Below are 24,987 nucleotides of genomic sequence, written 5' to 3' on the forward strand. Positions count from 1 at the left end.
CCATGCGCCTTGCGATTGCCTACGACATCAGCGACGATACGAACCGCCGTCGCGTGTACCGGACGCTCCAGCGATACGGCGCCTGGCGGCAGTACAGCGTGTTCGAACTCGAGATCGACAAGACCCAGCGTGTCGAACTCGAAGACGAACTCGAGTCACACATCGAGCCGAGCGATGGGGACCGAATTCGGATATACCGGCTCTGTAGTGCTTGCCAGGATGCGACGACCGATATTGGGGACGAACCACCCGACGAACAGTCGAACGTGATCTGACGGTTCCCCTTCATCGACCTTTTTGAATACCGTGTACAGCCCCGGTCGACGAACTCGAGTGAGAATTTTAGCGTCCAGGAAACGTTTTTGTCCCTTCTCGCCGTATCTCGACCCCCTGTCGCAGGGACCAGAAAACCCAGAACGGGATTGAAACCTGGTCGGCTTTCGGTCCGACCGGCGCGCCTAACGTGTCGCAGGGACCAGAAAACCCAGAACGGGATTGAAACCACGACGCCCCAAATCTCATCGACCTGTAGATCCGGGTCGCAGGGACCAGAAAACCCAGAACGGGATTGAAACGCAACTACGCGATTTTCGAGCGGTCAGTGGATCTGTCGCAGGGACCAGAAAACCCAGAACGGGATTGAAACGGCAGAGTCACAAGATCGAGGAGTGGATGCAGCCATGTCGCAGGGACCAGAAAACCCAGAACGGGATTGAAACCGGAAGCGAGAGTAGCACAATATCGCCGTCGCGTCTTGTCGCAGGGACCAGAAAACCCAGAACGGGATTGAAACTCCTTCAGGGAGCGCAGCTTCGCGCTCGTGAAGCCGGTCGCAGGGACCAGAAAACCCAGAACGGGATTGAAACGCTGAACGGTACGATTTTGGCCGCCTCACGGGTTGACGTCGCAGGGACCAGAAAACCCAGAACGGGATTGAAACGGTCGGCTGCGATCGGATGTCGCGCTCGGTCGTCTCGTCGCAGGGACCAGAAAACCCAGAACGGGATTGAAACCGAGCCACACCGCCATCGACGCGGTCCTCGCACGTCGCAGGGACCAGAAAACCCAGAACGGGATTGAAACCCGGTCGAGACCGAGCTGGACGTGATGCAGCTCGCGTGTCGCAGGGACCAGAAAACCCAGAACGGGATTGAAACAGGGCCCCTTGACTGCGGAGGATGTCGGCGACGCGGCGTCGCAGGGACCAGAAAACCCAGAACGGGATTGAAACAGAGTGAGTAGTCCTCGCAGAACGCGTCAATCCCCGTCGCAGGGACCAGAAAACCCAGAACGGGATTGAAACACGGTGAGCCGCCGCAGGCTCACACTTTCGTCGAGTCGCAGGGACCAGAAAACCCAGAACGGGATTGAAACTAGGCCTCGAGCCACGCGAGATAGGTTTCGGCATGTCGCAGGGACCAGAAAACCCAGAACGGGATTGAAACGAAGTTCATCACGTCAACAGCGTGACGGACGACCTCGAGTCGCAGGGACCAGAAAACCCAGAACGGGATTGAAACGTGGAGAACGGCCACGTCGTCGTTCTGTAGCGGCACGGTCGCAGGGACCAGAAAACCCAGAACGGGATTGAAACGACAAGGACACCTATCTCCCGCCCTCAGAGGGGGTCGCAGGGACCAGAAAACCCAGAACGGGATTGAAACCGCGTCGGAAACTGCTCTGCAACCCGCTGTGGTCGAGTCGCAGGGACCAGAAAACCCAGAACGGGATTGAAACAGAACGCCACTTTCGAAACTGAAACCTCCGTGATTGCGTCGCAGGGACCAGAAAACCCAGAACGGGATTGAAACACTGCAATTGGACACGGAGCAGTCGAGGACCTGTGTCGCAGGGACCAGAAAACCCAGAACGGGATTGAAACGCCGTTCGACTTCGGCCAATCCGATTCGCGATCGACGTGTCGCAGGGACCAGAAAACCCAGAACGGGATTGAAACTACCGACGCACCCACTCGAGATACGGGGCGAGTGGTGTCGCAGGGACCAGAAAACCCAGAACGGGATTGAAACCCGTGGATCTGCTCGCCGTCCGCGTTGTGCAGTTGGGCGGTCGCAGGGACCAGAAAACCCAGAACGGGATTGAAACACGGCAAGCTTGAGGAAATCCAGCAGGACATTCTCGGTCGCAGGGACCAGAAAACCCAGAACGGGATTGAAACAGCCGGTCGCCGAGTTCTACGTCGTTCAGAACCGTCGTGTCGCAGGGACCAGAAAACCCAGAACGGGATTGAAACGCGGATGCCCGGCTTCGGAGCCGGTTGCTCGCCGGCGTCGCAGGGACCAGAAAACCCAGAACGGGATTGAAACGTCGTCCTCGAGGCGTACGCCCATCGGCTCGTCAGGTCACAGCAGTCAGAAACCTAGGACGAGGTCAAAATCGCACACCGACACGGTCACCAACTGGAGCTGAGTTGCAGAAATCAGAAACCGTGAATCACTAGTCAGTCAGTGGTCGGTAGTCCTCTCGAAATCGATTCGAAGGTCGCTACGAATGCAATAAATCTATCATTCGAAGGGGCTACTCGAGCCGCTCCAGCACCGCCTCTTTCTCGTAGGCGAGCGTCAGCGACCGCGAGCGGCCCCGTCCCTCGACGTCCGCGTAGTCGGCGTCGATCAGCCCCAGTTGGTCGAGTTTGTTGACGATCTCCGAGTAGCGGGTGTATCCCAGATCCGTCCGCTCGTGGAACGCCTCGTAGACCTCGCCGGCCTGCTCGCCGTCGTGGTGGGCGATCACCTCGAGTAACGTCCGCTCGGTGTCGGTCAGCCCCGACAGCGACCGCGAGAGGTTGATGTACTTGGACTTCTCGTAGGCGTCCTCGACGTCCTCGCGCTCGACAGTGCGGCTGGCGCGCATCTCGGCGTTCAGCCCGGCCCGCCGGAGGAGGTCGATCCCCACCCGGAGGTCGCCGCTCTCGGCGGTGAGGTCGGCGACGTACTCGAGGGTGTCCCGGGAGATGACGCCCTCGTGGAAGCCCCGTTTCACCCGCTCGCCGAGGATGTCGACGATCTCGGGCTGGTCGTAGACGGGGAAGTACACTTCCTCGGGGCGGAAGACGCTCTGGACGCGCGAGTCGAGTTCGTCGATCACGTCCAGCGCCGGATCGGAGGAGACGACGATGACCCCGATCTTCGCGCCGGGGTGTTCCTCGTGGGCGCGCAACAGCGAGTACAGCGTGTCGCTGGCTTCGTTCTCGTAGAAGAGGTAGTTGACGTCGTCCAGCGCGACGACGAGCACCTTGTCCTCCTCGACGAGTTTCTCGGCGATCTGGCCGAACAGCTTCTTGAACGAGATGCCAGAGGACGGCGGCTCGTAGTCGAAGGTCCCCTCGAAGAGCCGCGAGAAGACGGAGTAGCGGGTCGCGTTCACCTGACAGTTGACGCGGATCGTCCGCACGTCGCTCGTCTGGGCCCCCACCTCGTCGAACAGTTTCTGGATGCCGGTGGTCTTCCCGGTGCCGGGCGGGCCTCGGACCATCACGTTTAGCGGCCGCGACCCACGCACCGCTGGCCGTAACGCGTAGGTCAACCCCTCCATCTGGGACTCGCGGTGCTTGAACGTCTCGGGAACGTAGTCGATTTCGAAGACGTGCTCGTCCCTGAACACGGACTCGTCCCACGACAACATCCCCTCGTCGGGGTCGTCTGCCATCACTTTCACCACGCTGTCGGAGCTACTTAGTTGTTCGCCGGAACGCCGGCGTTTCGCCACCACTCTCCCATCTTTGCCTCGAGCGCTTCCCGCTCGCCGACCGGTGCTCGAGCGCCGGTCGGAACCGACGACGATCGCCGGACGGCGACAGTCCGTCCATCCGACGCGCGTGACAGCCAGCGGGCAAAGGCTTTAGTCGTGTCAGAGAGTACCACACCAGCGAGCGATGGTTCACGCGTTTATCATGGTCAAGACGGCCGCCGGAAAGTCCGAGGGGCTGCTCGCGTCCATCCGGGACGTCGACGCCGTCTCCGACGCCCACATCGTCGCGGGCAACTACGACATCATCGCCGAGGTAGACGCTCCCGAGGTCTACGACGTCCTCAAGGCCGTCTCCTCGAGCGTCCAGGGACTCGAGGGCGTGACCGACACGAAGACGTACATCGCGATGGACTAAGACCCACCTTTTACCCTGCGGTCTGCCGCGCTGGTGGCAGCAACGCTGCCACGCAGCGCGGTGTCCCTCGGTAAAAGCTGGACCAAAAGCACTCCTCCCTCCGTTCACTCGCTCCCTCGCTCACGGCTCACTACGCTCGCCGTTCGCGTTTCCGCGGCGCGTAGCGCCGCGCTATCGGTCACTCGCTCACATCGGTCGTCGGCCCGCTCGCTCACCCTTCGGGTTCGCTCGCGGTGAGTCCGGTTAGTCGCCTGCCCTCCCCCGAGTCGCACGGCTCTCGCATCTGCTCGAGCCGCGCTCCCGGCCACTGGTCTCCACTTAATTGTCTACGACGTCAGCCAACACGTCCTCGACCGCCTCGAGCACGGCCTCGGGGTCCTGTTTCGCGTCGACGCGGACGAACCGATCGGGGAAGCGCTCGAGCAGGCGGTCGTAGTTCTCGCGGACGCGTTCGAGGTACTCGGCGTGTTCGAACTTGTTGGTCGTACCGGCGCGTTCGGCGGCGGTTTCGGGGTCGAGCTCGAGGTAGATCGTCAGGTCGGGATCGATCGTGAACGGCGCGTGGACGTCGACGACGTACTCGAGGGGATCGGTCTCGAGGCGGTCGTACGCGGCGAGGGTCGCACCCTGGTAGGCGTAGCGCGAGTCGGAGTACCGGTCGGAGATCACGAGATCGCCGCGCTCGAGGGCGGGTTCGACCGTCCGGGAGAGGTGGGCGGCGTGGTCGGCGGTGTAGAGGAAGAGTTCAGCCAGCGAGTCGGCGTCGTCGTCCTCGATGGAGCGGTAGACGGCCTCGCCGTACCAGGAGTCGTTCGTCGGTTCGCGGGTGAAGACGGCGTCGGGGTAGCGGTCCTGCAGGGCCTCCCAGACCGTCGTCTTGCCGCTGCCGTCCAGTCCCTCGAGCGTGACCAGCATGCACGCACCTCGTGGTGAGAACCACTTAACTCGCCACGGTACGCGGCCAGCTATTTGTCGCTTCACGTGTACGTTCCGGGTATGAAGGTCCTCGTCGCCGGTGGCACCGGCTTCATCGGGTCGACCCTCTGTGCGGAACTGGCCGAGCGGGACCACGAAGTGACCGCGCTCTCCCGCAACCCGGACGACGACCGGGTACCCGACGGCGTCGAGACGGCGATGGGCGACGTGAGCGCCTTCGATTCGATCGCCGAGACGGTCGCCGCCCACGACGCCGTCGTCAACCTCGTGGCGCTCTCGCCGCTGTACCAGCCCCCGGACGACCTCGACCACGAGACGGTCCACCTCCGCGGGACCGAGAACCTCGTGCGGGCCGCCGAGGACGGCGGCGTCGACCGGTTCCTCCAGATGAGCGCGCTGGGGGCCGACCCCGACGGGCCGACCGCCTACATCCGCGCCAAGGGCCGGGCCGAGCGGGTCGTCCGGGACTCGAGTCTCGACTGGACGATCGTCCGCCCGTCGGTCGTCTTCGGCGACGGCGGCGAGTTCGTCGGGTTCACGAAGACGCTGACGACGCCGTACCTGACGGGCCTGCCGGGCGGCGGGACGACCCGCTTTCAACCGATCTGGGTCGGCGACCTCGCGCCGATGCTGGCCGACGCAGCGGTCGACGACGCCCACGTCGGCGAGATCTACGAACTGGGCGGCCCCGAGGTGTACACGCTCGCGGACGTGACGGAACTCGTCTACGAGTCCGAGGGTCGATCCGTCACCGTGCTCCCGATTCCGATGGTCCTGGCGAAGGTCGGCCTGACGGCGATCGATCCGATCCCGTTCGTCCCCTTCGGCACCGACCAGGCGCGCTCGCTCGAGTTCGACAACACCGTCGCCGACAACGACGTCGCGGCGTTCGGCGTCGACGTCGACGAGTTGCTGACGCTCCGGTCGTACCTCGAGACCGAGTCGGGACAGTGACGAGTCCGCGAATAGGGGCCAGGGAAGCGCCCGAACGGCGGTTCCACGCAAACCGACGGACCGCGTGCGAGGGGACGCCCGGGCCGGAACATTTATTATAAATAGTCGGCAGCGCGATTATGAAACAGAATCAATAGGTATAAGGAGTTGATCTGATACCGTCGCTGTACGTCGATTTCTTCGGACAATATATCGTGATAGAAATTCACATCATCAAAAGACTTATAGTCTTGATGGCACTGTTCCAAGCCAACGGAGCCCCCTGACAAACAATGAAGCTGGCGATGATCGGATTTGGACAGGCTGGCGGGAAGATCGTCGATCGATTCCTCGAGTACGACGATCGGACCAACAGCGGGATCGTCCGCGCCGCGATCGCGGTTAACTCCGCGAAAGCAGACCTGATGGGTCTCGAGCGGATTCCCCAAGAGAACCGCGTACTCATCGGCCAGGCCCGCGTGAAGGGCCACGGCGTGGGTGCGGACAACGAGCTCGGCGCGGAAATCGCCGAAGAGGACATCGACGAAGTGCAGAACGCGATCGATCAGATTCCGACCCACGAGGTCGACGCGTTCCTGATCGTCGCCGGCATGGGTGGTGGCACCGGATCCGGTGGCGCGCCCGTCCTCGCGAAACACCTCAAGCGGATCTACACGATCCCCGTGTACGGCCTCGGCATCCTGCCGGGGACGGACGAAGGGGGTATCTACACCCTCAACGCGGCGCGATCGTTCCAGACGTTCGTCCGCGAAGTGGACAACCTGATGGTCTTCGACAACGACTCCTGGCGGCAGACCGGCGAGTCCGTCGAAGGCGGCTACGACCAGATCAACGAGGAGATCGTCCGACGCTTTGGCATCCTCTTCGGTGCCGGGGAGGTAACCGGCGACGAGGACGTCGCCGAGAGCGTCGTCGACTCCTCCGAGATCATCAACACGCTCTCCGGCGGCGGCGTCTCCACCGTCGGCTTCGCGAGCGAGCAGGTCGAACTCAACCAGAGCAGCGGCCTGCTGTCCCGGTTTACGGGCGACGACGCCGGCTCGGACGACCTCGACGCCGCGAACACGACCAACCGAATCACGAGCCTCGTTCGCAAAGCCGCGCTCGGGCGACTCACGCTCCCGTGTGAGATCGAGGGCACCGAGCGTGCCCTGCTCGTCCTCGCCGGCCCCTCGGAGTATTTGAACCGGAAAGGCATCGAACGCGGCCGCAAGTGGCTCGAAGAGGAGACCGGCAGCATGGAGGTCCGCGGCGGTGACTATCCCCGCAACGAACCGGAGGTCGCCGCGGCGATCCTGCTCTCGGGCGTCACCAACGTTCCGCGCATCAAGCGCCTGCAGCAGGTCGCGATCGAGGCACAGGACAACATCGACGAGATCCAGGCCGAGAGCGAGGAGCAACTGGAAGAACTCGTCGAAGACGACGAAGACGAACTCGAGCCGCTGTTCTAGCGGCGACCAAGGGTCAAGGGTCGAGAGAGCGGACCGCGCTCGTGTCGGGGGGCACGAACCGGTCGGCGCGTGGGTCCCGTGGTTGTTCTCCGCGGCGCGGTCGAGTCCGACGTTCTTTTGCTCGTGAACGGCCAATCACGGACAGATGCAGGTCCTCGTCCCGTTCGCCGCCGAGACGCCCAAGACCCGGCTCGCGTCCGTGTTGAGCGACCGCGAGCGCTCGCGGTTCGCCCGCACCATGCTCGCCGACGTGCTCGCGGCGATCCGCGAGGCGGGTCACGAGCCGACGGTGGTCGCGACGGCCCCGCTCGCGGCGGACGGCGATCCGCCGATCCCCGACGTCCCGGTTACGGTCGACGAACGGCCGCTGACCGAGGCGGTCGACGCACGACTCCCGGCGGCGACCGACGATCCCGTAGCCGTCATCATGGCCGACCTCGCGCTCGCGACGCCGGCGGCGCTCGAGCGACTGTTTGCACCCGACGCCGACGTAGTGATCGCGCCGGGTCGCGGCGGCGGGACGAACGCGCTCGTAGTCAGCCATCCCGACTTCCGGGTCGACTACCACGGCGCGTCCTACCGGGACCACCGCCGGATCGCCCGCGAAGTCGACGCGACGGTCGAGACGGTCGACTCCTTCCGCCTCGGGACCGACGTCGACGAACCGGCGGATCTCGTCGAAGTGCTCCTCCACGGTGAGGGGCGAGCGCCGTCCCTGCTTCGCGAGTTCGGGTTCGAACTCGCGACGGACGACGGCCGGGTCGCCGTCACGCGCTCGAGCGCGCCCTGACCGGCGACAGATCCATTGTCACTCCGGTCCGTCGTGGACGTATGCCAGCCGCAGTCGTGACTGGTTCCTCGAGAGGACTCGGAAAGGCGATCGCGCTCCGGTTCGCCGACGACGGCTACGACGTCGCCGTGAACTACCGCTCCAGCGAGGAGGCCGCGGCGGACGTGGCCGACGAGATCCGCGAACGCGGCCGGGACGCGATCACCGTGGGCGCGGACGTCTCGGACGCCGAGGCCGCAACGCGCCTGGTCGAGACCGCCGCGGAGGCGTTCGGCGGCGTCGATCACGTCGTCAACAACGCCGGGATCGACCAGCACGTCTACACCGAGAACCTCGATCCGGACGACTTCGACCGGATCGTCGACGTCAACGTCAACTCGGCGTTCAACGTTACGAAGGCGGCGCTCCCCTACCTCCGCGCGTCGGCAGACGACCCTTCGGTGACGAACGTCTCCTCGATTCTCGCTCACACCGGCGCGGCGATCGAGTGTCACTACGCCGCCTCGAAGGGGGCGCTCCTCTCGCTCACCCGGAGCCACGCGCGGGACTTCGCACCCGACATCCGGGTGAACGCGGTCGCGCCCGGTCACGTCGAGACCGACATGACCGCCGATCGGACGCCCGAGGAGAAGGAAGAAGAACTCGCGGAGATTCCCGTCGGCCGGTACGGCAGGCCGGCGGAGATCGCCCACGCCGTGGCGTACCTCCGCGACGCCACCTTCGTGACGGGCGAGACGCTGAACGTCAACGGCGGCGAGCGAATGGGCTGAGCGTTATCTCGCACCCGTCCCGGGCCGCTCGAGCGCCTCGAGGTCGATCCGGCCGCCGAGCATCGGCACGCCGTCGTAGGGGTCGTCGGCGAGCAGCAGGGAGCCGTCGAGGTCGGCGTAGTCGAGCAGCGGCGCGAGGTGGCAGGCAGCCGCGATCGAGGCGTTGGACTCGGACATACAGCCGAGCATGACCTCGAGGCCGTGGGCGCGGGCGGCGTGGATCATCCGTTTCGCTTCTCGGAGGCCCCCGCACTTCATCAGCTTCAGGTTCGCGATATCGCAGCGGTCCGCGATCTTCGGAACGTCCGCGAGCGTGACGCAGGACTCGTCGGCGGCGATCGGGAGCGGCGAGCGCTCGTAGACGTACCGAAGCCCCTCCGGGTTCTCGGCTGGGACCGGCTGTTCGACGAACGCGAGGTTGTAGTCGGCGAGGCGCTCGATCTTCCGGACGGCCTCCTTCGGCGTCCAGGCCTCGTTGGCGTCGACGTACAGTCGCGCGTCGGGCGCGACCGAGCGGATCGCCTCCACGATCTCGAGGTCGCGGTCGGTCCCCAGTTTCACCTTGAGGACCTCGTGGCCGCGCTCGAGGGCGGTCTCGGTCTTCTCGCGCATCGTCTCGGTGTCGTCGATACCGATGGTGTAGGAACTCGCGACGGTCTCGGTCGGGTCGAGTCCCCAGTAGCGGTAGAGGGGTACCTCGAGCCGTTTGGCCACGAGGTCGTGCAGGGCGATGCTCACGGCGGTGCGGGCGGCCGGGTTCCGCCGGACGGTCTCGCGCATGCGACGCTCGATCCGCTCGAGTTGGTGCGGATCGCCCACGTCCTCGACGACCGCCAGCAGGTCCGGGAGGACGGCGGCGACGGTGTCGGCCGTCTCGCCGTAGTGGGCCGACGGCCCGGCCCCGCCGACGCCGACCGCGTCCTCGTCCGCGATCCGGACGGTGACGACCTCGGTCTCCGTCTGCGTGCCGCGGGCGATCGTAAACGGGAACTCCAGGTCGAGCGTACGCCGTTCGAAGGCGGTCTCGAGCGTCATTCGACGATCGCCTCGAACAGGTCCGCCGCGTCGAACCGGATGACGTCCGTCGCGGGGGCGTCCAGTTCGGCCGCGTAGGCGTCGACGGCCTCGCGGGCGGCCGCGTCGTCCTCGAGGTCGGCGGTGTTCAGCGCGCCGGCGACGACGTCGGCCCCGGAAACCGGCGCTGAAAGCTCCTCGTAGAGGTCGACGTACGTCGGAATCGACGGCAGCGGGAACGACTCGTAGCCGTGGATCGCCTCGCGGCCGGCGTCGTGACAGAGCAGGAGCCCGTCGGGCATCGAGCCGTGGAGGATGCCGCAGGTGACCGCCGAGTAGGCGGGGTGGACGATGCTGCCCTGGCCCTCGACGAGCAGGTAGTCATGGTCGTCGCCCACCTCCGTGATCATCTCCTCGACCGCACCGGCGGTGAAGTCCGACACCACGCGGTCGATCGGGTTCCCCCAGCCCTCGATCATGATGCCGGTCTGGCCGGTGGGGATCACGCCGACGTCGTAGCCCGCCTCGCGCGCCTCACGGGCGAGTTCCATCGTGACCGTCATCTTGCCGACCGAGCAGTCCGTGCCGACGGTCGTGATCACCTCCGCGTCGACGTCGCCCGCGACGCCCTCGGCGACCGTCAGGTCCGCCGGCGGCTTCCGGACGTCGCGCAGTTCGCAGCCGTGCTCGGCGGCTAGGTCGGCGAACTCCTCGTCCTCGGCCAGGAAGTAGTGCAACCCCGAGATCACGTCACAGCCGGACTCGAGGGCGGTGCGGACGTCCTCGCGCCAGCTCTCGTCGAAGCCGCCGCCGATGGGCGCGATGCCGATCAGCAGGGCGTCGACCGCTTCGGGTTCGATGTCGTCCATCCCCGAAACGATGGGCGCGTCCTGCACGTCGGGGACGAACTCGTTCACTCGCCGACCGGGGTTCTCGCGGTCGAGCACCGCGACCGCCTCGTAGTCGGCGTACCGAAGAACACCGAGCGCGGTCTTGGCCCGGTCGGGAAACTTCTCGTGGGCGAGAATCGCAACGCGCATACCCACGACAAGAGCGAGAACGTACTTAAACTGCGGCAGTCCGGCAGGCGACTACAGCACGTACAGGTCGGTCGTCCAGAACGAGCGACGGGCGTCGGCGAGCGCCGACTCCGGATCGCCGGTCGCGTCGACGGCCGCGGTCGCGTCCGGCTCGAGGCCCGACTCCTCGGCCAGCGTCTCGAGGACGCCGCGCTGGCCGGTCAGGAACAGCCGGCCCTCCTCAACGTCGGCGAGGGTCGACGCGAGCGCGTCGGCGGCGCGCTCGAGGTGGTCGTCGATCTGTTCGTCGCGGATCCGCTCGAACCGGGCCTGCGAGAAGCCGCCCTTCGAGTGGCTGCCCTTCACGTCGCTCTCGAAGCCCCGGTAGTCGATCCGCTCGTCGCCGTCGTAGACGCCGACGGCGAACACGTCCGTCCGAACGAGCGCGAGGACGTGACGTCCCGTCGGCCGGAACCACTCCCGCTCGAGCCGGAACCGGTCGTCCCACGCCGGGTCGAGAGCGGGACGGACGGGCGGCTCGAGCGCGACGGCGACGAGTCCGGCGTCGTCGAGACAGCACAGACAGGGCGTCGCGTCCTCGAGCAGGGTGAGCCGGTCGCCCAGGATCGAGTCGATGTCCCCGTCCTCGAGCGACCGGAGATCGTCTCCGTCCGCGAAGACGGCCGTGAGCGCTCCCTCGGGACCGGTCCGGACCGATTCCAGCCGGTCGAGCACGGCGTCGAGTTCGGCCCCGCGGATCCGATCCCGGCGGCGAAACGCCGGGCCGGCCTCGTCCTCGCGGGTCCGCTCGAGTTCGCCCTCCAGCTGGGCGATCCGGTCCTCGAGCCGGTTGATCTCCCGGTCGGCCTCCTGTTTGGCGGTCGTCGCCTCGGCTCGCCGGTCGGCTTCGGCCTCGTAGCGCTCGCGCAGCCGCTCGTTCTCGTCCTCGAGTTCGTCGATGCGCTCCTTGAGCGACGCCCGTCCGAGCAGCTGGTCGAGGTCGAACATCCGGGCGAAACAGTACAGCGAGGCTACTTCTAGGTTCCGACGTTCGGGAACTCGTCGTCGGAGTCGACGCCGTCGACTCCGGGCGGCTGCCAGCCGCCGGCGAACTCGAGCAGCTGTCGCGCACGGTCGCGGCGGGCGAGAAACACCTCCCGCAGCGACGGCGGGTTGCGGACGTCGGTTCCCTCGAGCAACGATTCCGGGACCGCGAGCGTGTTCGCCGGCACCGACTCGTCGCCGTGAACCGGGAAGTGCTGTGACTCGAGTTTCATCACCAGCGGCGTATCCAGCGGCTCGAGTCCGTCGCCGCTGGCGTACACTTGCTCGTTGATCCGTTCGTGTTGCTCGCTGTGCATCAGCGCACGGTCGCTGTCAGTGGGGGTGACGTAGAGGCGTCCGAGATAGTAGCTCCGAGAGAACACCTCGAACATGGTATACACACCCATGGTCCGGAGACACATAACCATTTGCGAACAGCTTTATGCCGGATCGCTATCAGAGCACTCGAAGACGGCACCGGGGCGACAGGGGTTCGACCGTGAATCGGCCGACCGGGAACGACCGGTTCGATGCCCCGGCTCCAGGTACGAACGAAAGCGACAGGCCCGTGTTTGAACGCTTTTGACTCGTTTCGTCCGACGACAGCGGCGAGTAAACGGTCCGAACGAAAGTTCGACTTTTTAGGGAGGTAGCGCATTCCATCGCGTGATGACCGCGACTCGGATGGCCGCGCTTCTGGTCGTAATCGCAGCCCTCGGCGTAACCGTCGTCCCGGCAGCGGCGGGTGCCGCAACCGTGACCAACGAATCGACCGGATCGGCGTCCGAGTCGGCACCCCAGGCGAACGTGTCGACGCTCATGCAGGCGAACGCGGCCGCGGCGGAGCACTCGGTCGAATCCGGGCTGTTCGACGCGGCCTACGAGAACGCGCCCAACGAGAGCCGTGCCGACCTCGTGGCAGAGCGAACCGAAGACATCGAGGCGAAACTCGAGTCGCTCCGGAACGAACGGGCGGAGCTGCTCGAGGAAGGGAACCGCTCGGCGCTCAGACGGCACGTCGGCGTGACCCGGCTGACGGTCGAACTACGCGCGCTCGAGCGGTCGATCGACCGGATCGAGCAGCGAGCGAACGAGACCGGTGCCGACGCCGACCGACTCGAGGCGTTGCGAACGAACGCCAGGGATCTCGTCGGCCCCGAAGTGGCCGAGACGGCACGGCAGTTGCCCGGGTTCGGCGATCGATCCGGCGGCGGCCCGCCGTTCGAGAACGTACCGCCCGGGCAGGCGGACGACGACCGTCCCCGGGCGGCCGGGAACGGATCGGCCGGCCCGCCGGACGGCGACCGAGGGCCGCCGAGCGACGACGAGCGGGGACCACCGAACGGTGAGCAGGGCCCTCCGAACGGCGATCAGGACCCGCCAAACGAGAAGCGATCGGGGCCGAACGGTACCGCCGACGGCTCCGATAGCGAGAGCGGGTCGGAGACGAACGGTGACGACGGCGGGGACGAGGCGACCGACGACGAGGGGTCGCCCGGCAACGGTCCACCCGACGGCACCGGCCAGTAACGCTCGAGCGTTTCCGAGCAGACACGTTTTTCAGCGGGGGTACCTTACCTCCGGTCGATGGACTCCGCCGCGTTGTTGGATTTACTGGGCAACGAGAACCGGCGACGGATCCTCCGATTGCTCGCCCGAAAGCCCTGTTACGTGACCGAGATCTCGGAGTACCTCGGCGTGAGTCCGAAAGCCGTCATCGAACACCTGCGGAAACTCGAGGAGGCCGGCCTCGTGGAGAGTCGGATCGACGACCAGCGGCGCAAGTACTTTCACATCGCCCGGAACGTCCGCCTCGAGGTGAACGTCTCGCCCTACGGCTTCGCGAGCAAGAGCGCCTACCCTGCCAACAGCAGTTTCGACATCACGACCTGTAGACACCTCTCGCTCGACGTCGACTGGAGCGAGACGGACGAACTCGACGAGTTGCTCTCGGCGCTCGAGGACCTCGAACAGCTCGAGAACGAACTCTCGCTCGCCCAGCGGTGGGTTCAGGGGCGGCTGTGTGACGTCCTCGACCGGATCTCCGAGAGCGTCGGTGCCGGCCCCGAGAGCCGGATCTACGCCGACCTATTGGCGAGCGTCCGCGCCGAGCCGAAATCCGTCGACGAACTCAGCCGCGACGTCGATGCACCGCGTGAACTGGTCGCTGAGCTGCTCGAGACGATGGCTGACGAAGGGATCGTCCGTCGGACGGAACGCGGCTGGGAGCTAACGACGAGCGCCTGAGCGGACGCTACGAGGAGTCGAAGTCGTCGCCCCCGGACAACTGCCGGTGGCGCACACCGCGTAGGGGGTGGGGGTCGTCCGAACGACCGCAGGTGGCCGATCAGGCGTTGTTCATCCGCTGGCTGCTCCGATTTCCACAGCGCTGACACTCCTTCACGCGGTAGGGCTCGCGGGAGAACTGCGCGTTCTCTTCCTTGACGCTCTCGGTTCGGATCTGGACGGAGATCTCGTGTAAGGTCTCCAGTTCGCAGTCGTCACAGTATTCGGTCAGGCCGTTGAATGAGTCATCTGTCGTTGCCATTACTGCCTCCTTTCCATACTACTATCTTAAAGGCATGCTTCATTTCACGTCGTGAGTCGTCGACCGTCAAAATCGGCGTCGCGGCCCGTGAGGGTTCGATACCGTTTATGAACTGTTCTCCGCGAGTTCTGCGAACGCCGAACGTAGCTGCCGGGGCCTGTCTGGAACGCGGTAGATCGACGTCGCTGTCGAGCGGCCTGATTGTATCTCGCGTTGACAGTCTCGCGAAGCCGGGGGTCGAGTGGACAGTCGTCGAACCGAGCGAGGTCGACCGATCGCCGTGACGGCGCGACGAGGACACAACCCGTTTAGTTCCGCCGACGGTAGCGGGACGTATGGAGCAGGTGTTCGCACCGTGGCGGATCGAGTGGATTCGACGCGACGAGAAAAACCCCGACGTCGAGGACTGCGTCTTCTGCGAACTCCCCGAGCAGGGTCGTGACCGGGAGAACCTGATCGTCGCCCGCAGCGAGCACGCGTTCGTCATGCTGAACAACTACCCGTACAATCCGGGCCACGCGATGGTGATCCCCCACGCCCACACGGGCGACTACCGCGACCTCACGGACGAGCAACTGCTCGATCACGCTCGCCTGAAACAGCGTACCTTCGACGCCCTCGAGGCGGCGAGCGACCCCGACGGCTTCAACGCCGGCCTCAACCTCGGCGACGGTGCCGGCGGGTCGATCGACGACCACCTCCACACCCACGTGGTCCCCCGGTGGGAGGGCGACACAAACTTCATGCCCGTCATAAGCGACACCTCGGTCATCGTCGAGGCGCTCGAGGACACGTACGAGCGCGTCCGGGAGGCGTTCGCCGCGCAGGACGGCGCTTCCGTTCCCGACGAGGACGGCGCGGTCGTGCTCGCGTTCGACTAGCGGCGAGTGCCGGCCGGTACCCGTCGTCCGGGGGCCAACCCGAAGGCCCTTGAAGGCGGCATCGGCGTCGTCCCGAAGGCCGCCGCGGACCTGAACTTAGGCGTAAGTCGTCTCGAGGAACTCGACGATGCGGTCGGATTCGGCCATCGTCACCCCGTAGGCCTCGTCGACAAGTACCGGTACTTCCCGCTGGCCCGAGATGCGTTTGACTTCGTCCCGTTCCGAGTGCAACGCGTCGACCCAGACGGAGTCGTAGTCGACGGCCAGTTCCGCGAGTCGGTCGGCGACGCGTTCGCAGTGCGGACAGCCCTCGAGTTGGTAGAGCGTGGGCATACCCCTCCTTCGGAGCGAACGCGCAAAACGGTTAGCCGTCGCGATCGACGTCCTCGTCGACGATCCGGTAGCTCCGGCCGCGGCGCTTGCCGACGGCCTCGATCAGGTCGTAGTGGACCATCTTGGTCAGGTAGTTGCGCAGCGTCCGGCGGGTCTTTGGCTCCTCGACCCGGCGTTCGTACGCCGCGTAGAGGTCGCCCGGTTCGATCTCGCCCGCCTCCGCGATCACGTCGTAGAGCACGCGCTGGTGTTCGATCAGCCCCTCGAGCGTCTTGCGCCTGATCGCTGTCTGTGCGTCGGGGATCGCCGCCTCGAGGACCGAGTCGGTGATCGTCCCCAGCCCCTCCCGCTGGGCGCGGCGGGCGGCCGACCGGAGGATACCGATCCCGACGCGGGCGTCGCCGGAGGCGGCGTCGGCGATCCGTCGAAGCTGGGCGTCGGTGACGACGTCCGGTTCGAGCGCGTTCGACGCCCGCGTCTCGAGGATCGCCGCGAGTTCGTCCGTTCCGTAGCGCTCGAAGCGAACCCGGGTGCCGGCCCGCAGCCGTGAGCGCACCCGGTCGTCCAGCCCCGCGAAGAGTTCGTCCTCGCGGTTGGCGATCAACACCAGTGAGACGTGGCCGAGCCGGTAGAGGTCGTACAGCGCGGCCGTCTCCTCGAGCTGGTCGACCTCGTCGAGGACGACGACGATCGGCCGGTCGTCGGCCGCCTCGAGCCGGCCGAACAGTTCGTCCTTCGGCGTTGACCGGTGGACGTCCATCGTCCGATCGATCGCCTCGAGAACCGCGTAGAGCACCCGAAACCGGGTGTACTCCTGCCAGCAGTTGACGTAGGCCACCCGGACCTCGGGATCCTGTGCGCGCAACTGCTCGAGCGTGTAGCGGGCGATACAGGTCTTGCCGACGCCCGTCGGGCCGAAACAGAACGCCGGCTCCGGCCGCTCGCCGTACAGCAGCGGCTCGAGCGTCTCCGAGAGGAGGTTCACCTCGTCGTGGCGGTGGACCACCTCGCTGGGGACGAAGTCCTCGCGCAGGACCCGGTCGTCGACGATCACACGCCCTCGTTACGCGTCGATCGGCTTAAACGACGGTGGGCCGTTTCCGAAAGTTCCGAAACGCGACCGGTCGGTCGTCAGTCGGCCTCCGCGGGCGGTCGGGGCGACCGCCGCGACCGGCAGTCGATCGTCTCCCCGCAGGCCGGACAGACGAGGCAGCGAACGCCGTCGTCCGCGATCTCGAGCCAGTCGTCGTCGGCGGTGCCTTCGTGGGCGCACGACGGGCAGAAGAGGACGGCTTTCCGCCGGCGTGCGGTCGTGGAGTGTGTCGGTGACGTCATCGGTTACAGTTACGTCTCCCCAGTGATAGGCCTTGTTCGGAACCAACGATAGTTACAGAATCGAAGCGGCGGTCGCGGTCGTCCGGGATCGGCTACCCGGAACGGTGGAAGGTGACGTAACGACCGCGAGTGGTGTAGCTGCGTCAGCGGGGCCGGAATCGACGGGGCGGCGGGGGAGCCGACGGGGAGAGGGCGGTCACTCGTCGGACGTCAACGTGATCGTCTCACCCGTCTCCGCGGAATCGGCGTCCACGACCTCGACGTCGGACGACTCGAACTCGAGTTCGAGCATCGTGTACGAGGAGACCACCGTCTCCGTCTCGAGGTCGACGGTCGCCACCACGGTCGCCGACGGGTCGCCGTCGGCGGGTGTGAGTTCGACGAGCACCGCGTCGCCGTCGGCGGTCGTCGTCTCCGTGACGGTGCCGCGGATCGCGTCGAGGTCGTCGAACTGCGTCTGGAGGTTGTACCGCGTCTTCCCGTCCTCCACGACGAGGTCCGCGAGTCGATCGGCTTCGGTGTCGGTCAGCAGGTCGTCCGGATCGGTCAGTTCGAGGTCGACGTCGCCGAGGTCGGGAACGGAGCGTACGACCTCGACGGTTCCGTCCTCGAGGTCGACCGATGCGTCGACGGACGGCAGCCGTCCGTCGACCGGCGTCACCTCGACGCGCACGCCGTCGGTCGGAACGAACTCCTCGCGGTCCGCGTCGAGTTCGCGTTCCTGGTGAAGGGCCATCTCGACCGCCTCCGCGTCCTCGAACTGCGACGCGACGGCGTCCGTCCAGACGCGCTCGGCGAACGCGGTCGCGTCGCGGTCCGCGAGGATGTCGTCGTGATCGACCAGCGTCGCCGTGACGTCCTCGAGTTCGACCTCGGTCTCGTTCGGGACGGAGACCTCGAACTCGATCCCCTCGGCGGGGCCGGGCGACGCGACGGCCGTCGATCCGTTTCCATCGACGGCGATCGAGACCTCGTCGCCGGGTTCGACCGCGGTGATCTCGTAGTCGTCGGCATCGCCGACCTCGAAGACGAGTTCGCCGCTGGCCTGCAGGTCGTCGACGTGTTCGGCGTCGAGATCGACGGTCGCCTCGATCGTCCCCTCCGCGTCGGGCGCGCCGAGGTCGACCGTCACGCGGTCGCCGTCGCGCTCGAGGACCGTGACCGTCACCTCGTCGGGCGCGTCCAGGTGCGAGGCCAGTTTCCACTCGGCGTCCGCGTCCGCGAGCAGGGCGCGCTCGAGGGCGGCGCGTTCCTCGTCGCTCAACTGTTCGTCGCTCGCCGCGTCGTCGACGACGAGGTCGACCTCGTCCAGCGACGGCAGGTGCCTCTCGACGTCGACCGTCTCCGCGTCGAGATCGACCGTCGCGGATACGTAGGGCAACCGATCGTCCGCGGGCGAGATCGTGACCTCGACCACGTCGTCGACCGGGACGAACGCTTCCTCGTCCTCGTCGTACGTCGTCCGCTCGGCCACCGTGAACTCGAGGTCCGTGGGGTCGGCGAGCGCGTCGTCGCCGACGAAGTGGTCGCGGACTTCGTCGGTGGCCCAGAGGAGGTCGGGCAATTGCTCGACCTCCTCGTCGGTCAGCACGTCGTCCTCGAGCAGTTCGACGTTCGATTCGGTGAACTGTACCTCCGGCTCGTCCGCGTTCGCCTCGCCCGCGACGACCAGTAACCCGCTCGAGAGGGTGACGATCGCCGCGAGCGCGAACGCGTAGATTGCGTATCGGTAGTCTCGGTTCATGGGGACCACAGTGGGCGGAGATCCGGGTGCCACGTGGGGACGTCCCCCCGCGGCGTCCGGATCGCGCCGGTCGATCGTTGTGCGAAACGCCACATCAATCCCCGTTGGAAACGGCCGCGGAACGCGTTCCGAAACGCGTTTCACACCTGTTTCACGGCGTTTCAGACTCCAGTCCTGGCGGCGAATCGTAATCTTCATGGCGCTGTCAGACCCGTTCGCAGAGCGATGATCGCGGTCGATCCGGCACGCGTCGTCCTGCTTTCGTCGCTGGTCGTCCTCGGCGTCAGCCTCGCCGGCTTCGCGACCGTCACCGGCATCGCTCCGGGGGCGACGGCCGACACCGCCGGCGAGTTCGTCGTCGGCGACGACCTGACGTTCGTCCACGGCGACGGGAGCGAGACGACCGTCCTCGAGGACGTCCGCGGCGTCGAGCGCCTCGAGATCGCCGCCGAGAACGGCCAGTTTACCGTGATCACCGAGAGGCGCGAGCCGCCGGCGTTGCGCGACCACCAGCGGGCGATCGCACGCGAGGTCGTCGCGACGAACGAGACGCTGGTCGACCGCCTCGAGCCCGCCGGGATGGCGACGCTGACGGTGGTCCCGCTCACCGACGCGACGGTCCCCCAGGAGCCGACCGAACTGGCCGCCCTGGATCCGACGGCAGCGCCGACCGACGGCTCCGACGCCGGTAGCTTCGAGGTCGTCGACGAGGACCCCGTCGTGGTCGACCGCGACGGCCCAACGGTGCTCGACGACCGCGCGCTCGTGATCGTCGAACCCGTGGCCGAAGCCGCGGAGTATCGGTTGCTCGTCGATCTCGAGGCCGAGGCCGTCGACGCGATGCTCCGGCTGGAGGTGGTCCCGTCGTGAGCGACCGTCGCGGATCGAGCCGCGAAACTCTCGCCCCCAACCGCGTCCATCGCCGAGCGTCGACCGCCGACCAACTGCCGCCGATCGCTCCCGACTGACAGCCATGTCTCGAGCCTTCCCTACGACGTTTCACGTCGCCGTAATCGTCTTCGTCGCCGCCGTCCTGGTGGCCGTCGCACAGCTGTTGAACCCCCCACAGATCGTCGTCACGGCCGGGACGAACGGGGGCGACGTCGTCGAACTCGGCAGCTACTTCACCTATCGAGAGGTCGGCGTCGTTGCCGTCGCAGCGTCGCTGCTCGGTGCGAGCGGCACCTACCTCGTACTCGAGGGGCGACGATCGACGGCGGAGTCGAAGACGGACGAGCAAGCCGATCCGGATCGAGCGCCGACCGACGGTCGCGGGTTCAGCTACCGCGACGACGGCATCGACGACGAGATCGACCGCGAGGTGGGCCGTGCGTCCGCTCGAGGCGCGGATCTCCTCGAGCGGCGACGCGAGGAACTCGAGGAGGTGGCCGACCGCCTCGCGGACACCGAACGAGTCGTCTACGAGACGGTGCTCGAGGCCGACGGGCGAGTCCCCCAGAGCGACATCGTCGAGCGCACCGACGTGTCGAAGGCCTCGGTCAGCCGCGCGCTCGACGGCCTCGAGAGCAAGGGGCTGGTCGAGCGGAAACGGCGCGGCATGGGTAACGTCGTGCGACTCCGTTGAGGACAGCCAGTAGAGCGAGAGAAACCGAGAGCAACGACCTCGGCTGACCGAACCGCGGCTCGGCGGGCGTCGATCGACGGTCGTGGATGACGCGAACCCCGACGGGTTGCCGTTAGAATATCACGAGACCGCTCATGACGACCATCGAGCTCGCCATGAGGATCGCGAAGACGAGCGCGAGGATCTGGTTCAGGTCCATGTTCGAAGGAACCGTCTACGAGAGTATGAATGTCACGACCGTCACGGGCCGTGACCGGTACGCTGGAGACCGCCACTCGAGCCGCACCGACCGTCCACTCGCGTGACACGATGCGGAGAGACGGGACGCGATCAGTCGAAGCGCGCGTCGACAACCACGTGCTCGACGCCCGCACTGTGACTCTTGACGCGGCGTCGCTCGAGCACCTCGACGGCCCGGCCCGCTTCGGTCCCGGCCCGCTCGAGTCGCGCTTCGGGACGCTCCCAGAGGCGAGCCTCCGGCGTCGCCTCGTGATAGTGGACGACGCCGCCGGGGGCAAGGGCCGCGAGCGCATCCTCGAGGTAGGCGTGCGCGCCGTCGTCCCGCGTGGGCTGGCCCCCGTCCGCGCCGTCGGTCGCGTCGGCCTCGTCCTCCGCGGCGGTCGTCCCGTTCGCTCCCTCGTTGCCGGTGCCGTAGTAGCCCATCACGACCCGGTCGACCTCGAGTTCGGCCGCGAGGTCGCGGCAGTCGGTCATGTAGGCGTCGACGCGGTCGCCGACGTCGTTCAACATCGCGTTCTCGAGCAGGTAGCGGAAGGCGGTGGGGTTGATCTCGGTCGCGGTCACCCGCGCGCCGGCCCGGGCCATCGGCAGCGTGAAGTAGCCGATCCCGGCGAACATGTCGAAGACGTGCTCGGCGTCGCCGTCTCGCGGCGAACCGCTCGAGCGGTCCGTGGAGCGTGACTCCGCACGTACGACCTCTCCCATGCGGGCCCGCTCGGCCTGGTTACCCGGCGAGAACATGACCGCGGCCGGATCGAGCGCGTACCGCGTCCCGTGTTCGGTGTGGATCGTCTCGGTGTCGGCGTCGCCGGCGAGCAGCCGCGTCCGCGGTTCGCGGTAGACTCCGGCCGTTCCCTCGTTGGCGATGCCCTCGTCGGCGAGCACGCTGTCGACCCCGCCCTGAAGTTCCAGCAGGGCCTCGCCGAGGTCGGTCTCGTCCGGGCAGTCCTCGGGAACTCGGACCAGGACCACGGAGCCGATCACGGCCCACGATCCGGGCGCGCGTTCGATCTCGTCGTCGCTCCAGCCGCGGTCCGCGAGCAGGTCCTCCAGATCCGGGTTGCGGGGCTCGGGATCGACCTGGCGAACGACCTCGAGGACGCGCGTCTCCGTCGGCGGCTCGGTGATCGGGAGCGCGACGCGGTCCAGGTCGTCGCGTTCGCGGGTCGCGTCACCTTCTCCGCGCACCTCGCGGACCTTCCGCGAGTCGTCGTAGACGCCCTCCGCCCGGAGCGACTCGATCGCCGTCTCGGCGCGGGGGTTCTCGACGACGGCCGCGAGCGGCGCGTCCGCGTTCGGGTCCGGGAGGTGCTCGTCGGCCTCGTCAGTCATCGTCGTAGGGATCGTAGGGATCGTCGTCCTCGTCGCCGGTGTCGGGGTCCGGATCCGGCAGGACGTGCAGTCCGGCCCGACTCTTCAGCACGGGCACCGTCTCGGCCTCGGGGTCGAAGTAGTCCGGCCTGGCGACGGTCTTGGCCTGGTAGGTCTCGGGGTCGAGCACCTGCACGGCGTTCTCGTCCTCGACGGCGACGACCGTCGTCTCGACGCCGTCCTCGAGTTCGCCCAGCTTTCGCGCGTCGGGCGAGTTGCCCTCCTCGTGGCTGGCCTCGTACCGCTCGCCGGTGGTCACCCGCGTCCCCTTCAGGTTGCCGTGGGCGCTGCGGACGAGGACCGGTCCCCCGTCGTCGTTCCGGAGGTCGATGACGTCGCCGGGGGTATAGGGCGGCAGGCGGACGGCGAACGTGACCCGGTAGACCTCGTTGCCGTCCTCGTCCTCGGTGACGAGCGTCTCGGCGTCGTTGACGGTGCCGCCGAACTCCTGGATCATCTTGTTCGCGATCTTCTTGCCGATCTTGTTGGTCGAGACCTTGATATTGAGGCCGTCGTCGACTTCGCCCATCTCGGTGACGAAGGCGTTGCGGTCGCCCGTCGCCTCCATGTCGGCGACGACCTGATTTGCGATCTCCTTCGCGCGGTCCATCTCCTCGGTCGTCGGCGTCCGACCGTCCGCGCGGATCTGGACGATGCTGGCGTAGTAGTCGCCGGCGATTCGGCCACAGCGGGTGCAGGTCTGGCGGGCGATCTTGACCGGTACGGTCACCTGTTCCTCGACCGGCGTGCCCCGGACGACGCCCGTGAAGTAACAGTGCATCCGGATGGTGTTCTCGTCGACCTGCTCGGGCTCGACCTGCCAGGCGACGTCCGCGACGTCGACGTGGACGCCCAGCGCCTCGCTGACCTCCTCGATCGCGACGTCGGTGTAATCCTGCGCGCCGACGTCGACCCACCGGTTCCCGCGGTGGACCGCGCCGCACTGGGCACAGACCCGCACCTGGATCCGGTCGGGCGCGTCGACGAAGTCGAAGTCCTCGAAGTAACAGGCGTCACAGAGTTCGACCTCGGCACCCGGGCGGAGGGGGTCGGCAGCGTGACCACTGGCAGCAGGGTCGCCGTCGCCCGCCGACCGATCCGGCACCGGATCCCCACAGCGGGGACAGAAGGCTCGCGACTCGCTCATTGGCGTCACTTGTCGACTGACGGAGTTAAGCGGCGCGCTCTCTCCCCGCCCGGACCGGAGCGGATTCGGGCGAGCGGGACCGTCGCTCGAGCGACCGCGAGAATCCCCGGCGAGATCGTCTGACGCACGTCGGACAGGGGCGAATTCGGCAACGTCAGACGTCGCCACGTCACACGGTCTCCATGCGAAACGAAGGGGTTCGACGAACGGTGGCCGGGACGGGCGGCGAACCGGTAACCCCCACCGCACCGACGATACTTATCCCGCTCGACGACGTAGACTCACGTATGGATTGGCAGGCGGATTGGGGGCTACGATTCCGGATGTTCCTGACGATGTTCATGCTGTTCGCCCTGTACATCGTCTTCGCAGGGGTGATCGCCGCCTACATGGGCAGCTTCCTCGTCTTCGCCGTGCTGTTTGCCGGCATGTCGCTGGTGCAGTACTACTACAGCGATACGCTCACGCTCAAGAGTATGGGCGCGCGGACGATCTCGGCCGACGAGTACCCGCAACTGCACGCCTCGGTCGAACGGCTCTCCCAGCAGGCCGACCTCCCGAAACCGAAGGTGGCGGTCGTCGACTCGGACGTGCCCAACGCGTTCGCGACCGGGCGCAACCAGAAGAACGCCGCCGTCTGCGTGACGACCGGACTGCTGACCACCCTCGACCGAGAGGAACTCGACGGCGTCATCGCCCACGAACTCGCCCACGTCAAGAACCGGGACATGATGGTGATGACCATCGCCTCGTTCCTCTCGACCATCGCGTTCATGATCGTCCGCTGGGGAGCGTTCTTCGGCGGCGGCCACGGTCGCGGCCGGCAGGGCGGCGGTGGCGGCATCGTCGTCGCCATCCTCGTCTCGCTGGTCGTCTGGATAATCAGCTACCTGCTCATCCGCGCGCTCTCGCGGTACCGCGAGTACGCCGCCGACAGAGGAGCCGCGTCGATCACCGGCAACCCCTCCGCGCTCGCCTCCGCACTCATGAAGATCTCCGGTCGGATGGACCAGGTCCCGAAAAACGACATGCGCGAGGAGGCCGAGATGAACGCCTTCTTCATCATTCCCATCAAGTCCGGCGTCGTCGGACAGCTGTTCAGTACCCACCCGCCGACGGAGAAGCGGATCGAACAGCTCCGACAGCTCGAGCGCGAGATCGCCTCTCCCTGACGATTCCGCGACCTCGGCGGTCGCGACCGCCTCGCTCGAGGGCTTCGAAGCGCTTTTGCCCTGGCCGTAGAAACCACTCCTACGATGCTCGACCGTGAGCAAATCATCCAAATCGTCGTCGCCGTCACCGCCGTCTTCGCGATGTTAGGGACCATGTACGTCATCGGCACCACCTACGGCGGTGACACCGGCACCCTCTCGTCCGACGGAGCGGAACTCCTCGTCGGGGCCATCGTCGGCTTCATCTTCCTCCTGACCGCGGCCGGCCTCGTGCTGGCGTACGTCATGAACGAACCGGGCGAGGGACTCGAGGACGACGACGTGGACGCCCAGAGCACGGCGTAAGCGATCGACGGGGTGCTTTTGTCGTTGGTCAGCCGGCATAGCGCCTGCGCAGTTGCGACGCCGCCTCGAGTCACGCTCGTCGGCCGCGGTCCCCCGCCGTGACGAACTGGTCCCGCTGGGTGGCCCCCTCACGGCTCGCTCCGGTCGGGGTTCGACTCCGACGTTTTTGCTTCGCTCAGACG

The 24,987-nt window shown here is 66.6% G+C and carries 27 protein-coding genes and 1 CRISPR repeat array; of the genes, 13 read left to right on the forward strand and 14 right to left on the reverse strand.

Going from position 1 to position 24,987, the window contains the following annotated elements; all coding sequences use genetic code 11:
- Nucleotides 1-2: 2 nt before the first annotated feature.
- Nucleotides 3-275 carry a CRISPR-associated endonuclease Cas2 gene (gene cas2 / locus TX79_RS16775; RefSeq protein WP_049928783.1) on the forward strand — a complete coding sequence of 91 codons (273 nt, stop codon included), beginning with the start codon at nucleotides 3-5 and terminating at the stop codon, nucleotides 273-275.
- A gap of 117 nt (nucleotides 276-392) precedes the next feature.
- Nucleotides 393-2,327: a CRISPR direct-repeat array (repeat unit 37 nt; unit sequence GTCGCAGGGACCAGAAAACCCAGAACGGGATTGAAAC).
- Nucleotides 2,328-2,538: 211 nt separating this feature from the next.
- On the opposite strand, the gene TX79_RS16780 is transcribed toward cas2, so the two are convergent.
- Together TX79_RS16780 and TX79_RS19435 are read right to left on the reverse strand one after the other, a co-directional pair.
- Nucleotides 2,539-3,669, reverse strand: coding sequence for an ORC1-type DNA replication protein (locus tag TX79_RS16780; protein WP_049928784.1), 1,131 nt, complete (start codon nucleotides 3,667-3,669; stop codon nucleotides 2,539-2,541).
- Nucleotides 3,670-3,695: 26 nt separating this feature from the next.
- Entirely contained in the window at nucleotides 3,696-3,884 is a 189-nt protein-coding gene (locus tag TX79_RS19435; RefSeq protein ID WP_154660573.1) for a hypothetical protein, read from the reverse strand.
- A gap of 11 nt (nucleotides 3,885-3,895) precedes the next feature.
- On the opposite strand from TX79_RS19435, the gene TX79_RS16785 reads away from it, so the two are divergent.
- Nucleotides 3,896-4,126 (forward strand): Lrp/AsnC family transcriptional regulator, encoded by a 231-nt coding sequence (locus TX79_RS16785; RefSeq protein ID WP_049928785.1) that lies wholly within the window; start codon nucleotides 3,896-3,898, stop codon nucleotides 4,124-4,126.
- A gap of 318 nt (nucleotides 4,127-4,444) precedes the next feature.
- On the opposite strand, the gene tmk is transcribed toward TX79_RS16785, so the two are convergent.
- Nucleotides 4,445-5,041 (reverse strand): dTMP kinase, encoded by a 597-nt coding sequence (tmk, locus tag TX79_RS16790; RefSeq protein WP_049928786.1) that lies wholly within the window; start codon nucleotides 5,039-5,041, stop codon nucleotides 4,445-4,447.
- Between the two features lie 81 nt (nucleotides 5,042-5,122).
- On the opposite strand from tmk, the gene TX79_RS16795 reads away from it, so the two are divergent.
- The 4 genes from TX79_RS16795 (at nucleotide 5,123) to TX79_RS16810 (ending at nucleotide 9,027) form a co-directional block, all read left to right on the forward strand.
- Nucleotides 5,123-6,016 (forward strand): complex I NDUFA9 subunit family protein, encoded by an 894-nt coding sequence (locus TX79_RS16795; protein ID WP_049928787.1) that lies wholly within the window; start codon nucleotides 5,123-5,125, stop codon nucleotides 6,014-6,016.
- Nucleotides 6,017-6,288: 272 nt separating this feature from the next.
- Nucleotides 6,289-7,467, forward strand: a complete 1,179-nt coding sequence (locus tag TX79_RS16800) for a tubulin/FtsZ family protein (RefSeq protein ID WP_049928788.1) — start codon at nucleotides 6,289-6,291, stop codon at nucleotides 7,465-7,467.
- Nucleotides 7,468-7,612: 145 nt separating this feature from the next.
- Complete coding sequence (gene cofC / locus TX79_RS16805; RefSeq protein WP_049928789.1) at nucleotides 7,613-8,257, forward strand: 2-phospho-L-lactate guanylyltransferase; 645 nt, start codon at nucleotides 7,613-7,615, stop codon at nucleotides 8,255-8,257.
- A 41-nt stretch (nucleotides 8,258-8,298) separates the two neighbouring features.
- Nucleotides 8,299-9,027: a 3-oxoacyl-ACP reductase family protein gene (locus TX79_RS16810; RefSeq protein WP_049928790.1), complete on the forward strand. Its 729-nt coding sequence runs from the start codon at nucleotides 8,299-8,301 to the stop codon at nucleotides 9,025-9,027.
- A gap of 3 nt (nucleotides 9,028-9,030) precedes the next feature.
- Here the strand turns inward: TX79_RS16810 and TX79_RS16815 are convergent, their stop codons facing one another.
- Genes TX79_RS16815 through TX79_RS16830 form a run of 4 tightly spaced genes read right to left on the reverse strand, consistent with a single transcriptional unit; the run spans nucleotide 9,031 to nucleotide 12,496 of the window.
- Entirely contained in the window at nucleotides 9,031-10,062 is a 1,032-nt protein-coding gene (locus TX79_RS16815) for a dipeptide epimerase (RefSeq protein WP_049928791.1), read from the reverse strand.
- Nucleotides 10,059-11,081: a DUF1611 domain-containing protein gene (locus tag TX79_RS16820; RefSeq protein WP_049928792.1), complete on the reverse strand. Its 1,023-nt coding sequence runs from the start codon at nucleotides 11,079-11,081 to the stop codon at nucleotides 10,059-10,061. Before TX79_RS16820 ends, TX79_RS16815 begins: the two co-directional genes overlap by 4 nt.
- A 51-nt stretch (nucleotides 11,082-11,132) precedes the next feature.
- Nucleotides 11,133-12,068, reverse strand: coding sequence for a Vms1/Ankzf1 family peptidyl-tRNA hydrolase (locus tag TX79_RS16825; protein WP_049928793.1), 936 nt, complete (start codon nucleotides 12,066-12,068; stop codon nucleotides 11,133-11,135).
- A gap of 29 nt (nucleotides 12,069-12,097) precedes the next feature.
- On the reverse strand, nucleotides 12,098-12,496 hold the full coding sequence (locus TX79_RS16830) for a DUF5802 family protein (RefSeq protein ID WP_049928794.1): 399 nt from the start codon (nucleotides 12,494-12,496) through the stop codon (nucleotides 12,098-12,100).
- Nucleotides 12,497-12,773: 277 nt separating this feature from the next.
- Between TX79_RS16830 and TX79_RS16835 the strand changes: the two genes are divergently transcribed.
- Nucleotides 12,774-13,634, forward strand: a complete 861-nt coding sequence (locus TX79_RS16835) for a hypothetical protein (protein ID WP_049928795.1) — start codon at nucleotides 12,774-12,776, stop codon at nucleotides 13,632-13,634.
- Between the two features lie 57 nt (nucleotides 13,635-13,691).
- A complete protein-coding gene (locus TX79_RS16840) occupies nucleotides 13,692-14,351 on the forward strand; it encodes a metalloregulator ArsR/SmtB family transcription factor (protein WP_049928796.1) in 660 nt (219 codons plus the stop codon).
- A 100-nt stretch (nucleotides 14,352-14,451) separates the two neighbouring features.
- Here TX79_RS16840 and TX79_RS16845 read toward each other — a convergent pair whose 3' ends face one another.
- Entirely contained in the window at nucleotides 14,452-14,652 is a 201-nt protein-coding gene (locus TX79_RS16845; protein WP_049928797.1) for a DUF7835 family putative zinc beta-ribbon protein, read from the reverse strand.
- 335 nt (nucleotides 14,653-14,987) lie between these two features.
- On the opposite strand from TX79_RS16845, the gene TX79_RS16850 reads away from it, so the two are divergent.
- Nucleotides 14,988-15,533: an HIT family protein gene (locus tag TX79_RS16850; protein ID WP_049928798.1), complete on the forward strand. Its 546-nt coding sequence runs from the start codon at nucleotides 14,988-14,990 to the stop codon at nucleotides 15,531-15,533.
- A gap of 96 nt (nucleotides 15,534-15,629) precedes the next feature.
- On the opposite strand, the gene TX79_RS16855 is transcribed toward TX79_RS16850, so the two are convergent.
- From TX79_RS16855 to TX79_RS16870, 4 genes are all read right to left on the reverse strand, one after another.
- Nucleotides 15,630-15,866 (reverse strand): glutathione S-transferase N-terminal domain-containing protein, encoded by a 237-nt coding sequence (locus TX79_RS16855; protein ID WP_049928799.1) that lies wholly within the window; start codon nucleotides 15,864-15,866, stop codon nucleotides 15,630-15,632.
- Between the two features lie 31 nt (nucleotides 15,867-15,897).
- On the reverse strand, nucleotides 15,898-16,920 hold the full coding sequence (locus TX79_RS16860) for a Cdc6/Cdc18 family protein (RefSeq protein WP_049928800.1): 1,023 nt from the start codon (nucleotides 16,918-16,920) through the stop codon (nucleotides 15,898-15,900).
- A gap of 77 nt (nucleotides 16,921-16,997) precedes the next feature.
- Entirely contained in the window at nucleotides 16,998-17,201 is a 204-nt protein-coding gene (locus tag TX79_RS16865; RefSeq protein WP_049928801.1) for a hypothetical protein, read from the reverse strand.
- Nucleotides 17,202-17,397: 196 nt separating this feature from the next.
- Complete coding sequence (locus TX79_RS16870; protein WP_049928802.1) at nucleotides 17,398-18,945, reverse strand: hypothetical protein; 1,548 nt, start codon at nucleotides 18,943-18,945, stop codon at nucleotides 17,398-17,400.
- Nucleotides 18,946-19,170: 225 nt separating this feature from the next.
- On the opposite strand from TX79_RS16870, the gene TX79_RS16875 reads away from it, so the two are divergent.
- Both TX79_RS16875 and TX79_RS16880 read left to right on the forward strand, forming a co-directional pair.
- Nucleotides 19,171-19,815, forward strand: coding sequence for a hypothetical protein (locus TX79_RS16875; protein WP_049928803.1), 645 nt, complete (start codon nucleotides 19,171-19,173; stop codon nucleotides 19,813-19,815).
- Between the two features lie 103 nt (nucleotides 19,816-19,918).
- Complete coding sequence (locus TX79_RS16880) at nucleotides 19,919-20,530, forward strand: helix-turn-helix transcriptional regulator (protein ID WP_049928804.1); 612 nt, start codon at nucleotides 19,919-19,921, stop codon at nucleotides 20,528-20,530.
- Between the two features lie 330 nt (nucleotides 20,531-20,860).
- Here the strand turns inward: TX79_RS16880 and TX79_RS16885 are convergent, their stop codons facing one another.
- Together TX79_RS16885 and TX79_RS16890 are read right to left on the reverse strand one after the other, a co-directional pair.
- Entirely contained in the window at nucleotides 20,861-22,102 is a 1,242-nt protein-coding gene (locus TX79_RS16885) for a class I SAM-dependent methyltransferase (protein ID WP_081655630.1), read from the reverse strand.
- Nucleotides 22,095-23,288 (reverse strand): 60S ribosomal export protein NMD3, encoded by a 1,194-nt coding sequence (locus TX79_RS16890; protein ID WP_049928806.1) that lies wholly within the window; start codon nucleotides 23,286-23,288, stop codon nucleotides 22,095-22,097. Before TX79_RS16890 ends, TX79_RS16885 begins: the two co-directional genes overlap by 8 nt.
- Nucleotides 23,289-23,575: 287 nt before the next feature.
- Here TX79_RS16890 and htpX point away from each other — a divergent pair, with 287 nt between their 5' ends.
- Together htpX and TX79_RS16900 are read left to right on the forward strand one after the other, a co-directional pair.
- Nucleotides 23,576-24,460 (forward strand): zinc metalloprotease HtpX, encoded by an 885-nt coding sequence (gene htpX / locus TX79_RS16895; RefSeq protein WP_049928807.1) that lies wholly within the window; start codon nucleotides 23,576-23,578, stop codon nucleotides 24,458-24,460.
- Nucleotides 24,461-24,544: 84 nt separating this feature from the next.
- Nucleotides 24,545-24,805 carry a DUF7472 family protein gene (locus TX79_RS16900; RefSeq protein ID WP_049928808.1) on the forward strand — a complete coding sequence of 87 codons (261 nt, stop codon included), beginning with the start codon at nucleotides 24,545-24,547 and terminating at the stop codon, nucleotides 24,803-24,805.
- Nucleotides 24,806-24,987: the final 182 nt, after the last annotated feature.

The organism is Halopiger goleimassiliensis (assembly GCF_000455345.1).
Lineage (GTDB): Archaea > Halobacteriota > Halobacteria > Halobacteriales > Natrialbaceae > Halopiger_A > Halopiger_A goleimassiliensis.